The organism is uncultured Corynebacterium sp. (assembly GCF_902782855.1).
Classification (GTDB): Bacteria; Actinomycetota; Actinomycetes; order Mycobacteriales; family Mycobacteriaceae; genus Corynebacterium.
Genome location: NZ_CACZOO010000307.1, coordinates 1 through 2,302, shown reverse-complemented (window position 1 = coordinate 2,302; position 2,302 = coordinate 1). Strand labels below are relative to the sequence as shown.

The window sequence follows — 2,302 nt, the reverse complement described above, 5'->3', positions numbered from 1 at the left end:
CGACAGAACCCCTCGATGTTCGAGCCGGTCCACGGTTCCGCCACGGACATCGCGGGCCAGGGCATCGCCGACCCGTGCGCGGCGATCCTGTCCGCGGCACTCCTGCTGCGCCACCTCGCCGGCGACGAGGGGGAGGACGCTGCCCTGCGTGTCGCCCAGGCCGAGAAGATCGAGGCCGCGGTGCTGGCGGAGGCCGGCTCCCGCGACGGTTCGGGCATCCGCACCGCCGAGGTCGGCGACCGGATCGCCGCGGCGGTGGCCTAGGAGTCAGGAACGCTGCACGGTGTCGGTCATCATGACCACCGCGAGGACGGCGAGGCCGAGAGGTGTCAGGTAGACCGCGAAGGTCAGATTGACCCACGTCGAGACCGCCGCGAGGTGCCAGACCGTGAGAGCGACCGCGGCCACGGCGCAGAGGACCCGGATGGCGGTGTTGTTGAGTTTCATCCCGACGACCGCCGCCGGCACCAGGAGGAATGACAGGGCGAAGCCCCAGGTGAAGTACATCTGCTCCACGTGGTCGTAGAGCTCGGTGGCGGGGCCCGGGTTCATGGCCCGGATGTCCAGGAACGACAAGGCTTCGTGGAAGTCCTCGCCCCAGTCCAGCACGAACCCCAGGACTACGAGAACCGCCCCGGCGATCGTCGAGTACCGGACGAGTCCGGACACCGTCACCCGCTTGACTACTGTGCGTGTGCTCATGCACGGAGGTTATGCCGGATGTCCCGGTCACGGACGGCATGTTGGGGAGTTTTCCCTGATCATGGGCGGGGCCTTCAGGCTGCCCGCTGCAGTGGTCCCGGTGGCGCGGTCCGAGGACGCCGCGTCCTACGGTTCGCGTCCTCCCGCGTGGTGGCCGCCGCTGCAGTGAGAGCCTAGACGTCCCGGCCCAGCCGGAAGCGCAGGGACGACCGGGTCTGGGGCCATTCCGCCGCGATGATCGAGTAGACGCACGTGTCGCGCAGTGAGCCGTCGTCGGTGAGGGAGTGCTGCCGGAGGACGCCGTCCAACTTCGCTCCCAACCGCTCGATCGCCGTCCGGGACTGCCGGTTGTGCCAGGACGTTCGGAACTCCACGGCCGGGCAGTGCCACACCTCGAAGGCGTGGGTGAGCAGGAGGAGCTTCGACTCGGCGTTGGTCCCGGTGCCCTGGGCGCTGGCGGCGTTCCAGGTCGAGCCGATCTCCACCCGGGGCAGGGACGCGTCGATGTTCATGTACGTCGTCATCCCGATGATCCGGTCGGTGCGCAGGTCGCGGGTGGCGTAGGGGATCATAGTCCCGGCGTCCCGCAGACCGAGGCGCCGGTCGATCTCGGCGCGCATGCCCTCCGGCGTCGGAATGTGGGTGTACCAGAGCTTCCACAGTTCGCCGTCCTCCACCGCCTCGATCAGTCCGGCCTCGTGGCCGTGCGTGAGGGGTTCGAGGCGGACGATCTCACCTGTGAGCTCGACGGGGGTCAGTGGGGGCATGGTGATCACTGTAGTCCGGTGTGGCGCAGCCAGGTGAGGACCGCACGCACCCGCCGGTTCTCGTCGGAGGGGGTCATTCCCAGCTTCATGAACACGTTAGCGACATGCTTGCTCACCGCGCCGGGGGAGAGGAAGAGCCGCTGCCCGATCTGCGCGTTCGAGTCCCCGGCGGCCATGCTCTCCAGTACCTCCCGCTCCCGGTCAGTGAGGTCGGTGATGCCGCTGCGCGTCGAGCTCACCAGCGTCCTCACCACCTCCGGGTCCACGACCGTCCCGCCGGACGCCACGGTCTCCACCGCGCCGAGGAACTCGGTGACATCGGCGACCCGCTCCTTGAGCAGGTAACCGAACCCGCCGTGGTCGAGCAGGTCGTCGAGGTAGGCGGCGGCGACGTACTGGGAGAGCATGATGGCGGGGACGGCGTGGTCCTCACGCAGCCGGTGGACGGCGGCGAGCCCGTCGTCGCTCATCGTCGGTGGCATGCGCACATCGCTGATGACCAGGTCAGGGTGCTGCACCGGGGCTTCTGCGAGGAGCTGGTCGGCGTCGGCGACGGCGGCGACCTCATGACCGGCGGCACGGAGCAGCCCGGCCAGGCCCTCGCGCAGCAGGGCGGTGTCTTCGGCGAGCAGGATCTTCACGGCAGCGTCATCTCCAGTCGGGTGGCCCACGGGTCGGGGGCGGTGGTCAGTTCCACGGTGCCGCCCAGGGTGGCGGCGCGTTCGGTGAGCCCGGCGATGCCGGTACCGTCAGCCCTTCCACCGGTTACGCCGGTCCCGTCATCGTCGACGGTGAGGAGCGTGGCGTCCTTTCTGAAATCAATGGTGACCAGG

The 2,302-nt window shown here is 69.2% G+C and carries 4 protein-coding genes and 1 pseudogene; 1 reads left to right on the top strand and 4 read right to left on the bottom strand.

The features are described from left to right. Window positions 1-264: isocitrate/isopropylmalate family dehydrogenase (locus tag QZV72_RS12415; protein WP_297008900.1), on the top strand; the 264-nt coding region annotated here is incomplete at its 5' end. Between the two features lie 3 nt (window positions 265-267). Here the strand turns inward: QZV72_RS12415 and QZV72_RS12410 are convergent. The 4 genes and pseudogenes from QZV72_RS12410 to QZV72_RS12395 all read right to left on the bottom strand — a co-directional run. Further along, the gene (locus QZV72_RS12410) at window positions 268-702 is read right to left on the bottom strand and encodes a hypothetical protein (protein WP_297008899.1); all 435 of its coding nucleotides are present in this window, start codon (window positions 700-702) and stop codon (window positions 268-270) included. Between the two features lie 173 nt (window positions 703-875). Further along, window positions 876-1,469: a GNAT family N-acetyltransferase gene (locus QZV72_RS12405; protein WP_297008898.1), complete on the bottom strand. Its 594-nt coding sequence runs from the start codon at window positions 1,467-1,469 to the stop codon at window positions 876-878. 5 nt (window positions 1,470-1,474) lie between these two features. Next, window positions 1,475-2,110 (bottom strand): response regulator transcription factor, encoded by a 636-nt coding sequence (locus tag QZV72_RS12400; protein ID WP_297008897.1) that lies wholly within the window; start codon window positions 2,108-2,110, stop codon window positions 1,475-1,477. After that, window positions 2,107-2,302, bottom strand: a pseudogene (locus tag QZV72_RS12395) (two-component sensor histidine kinase); the annotation flags it as partial. The gene QZV72_RS12400 and the pseudogene QZV72_RS12395, both read right to left, overlap by 4 nt.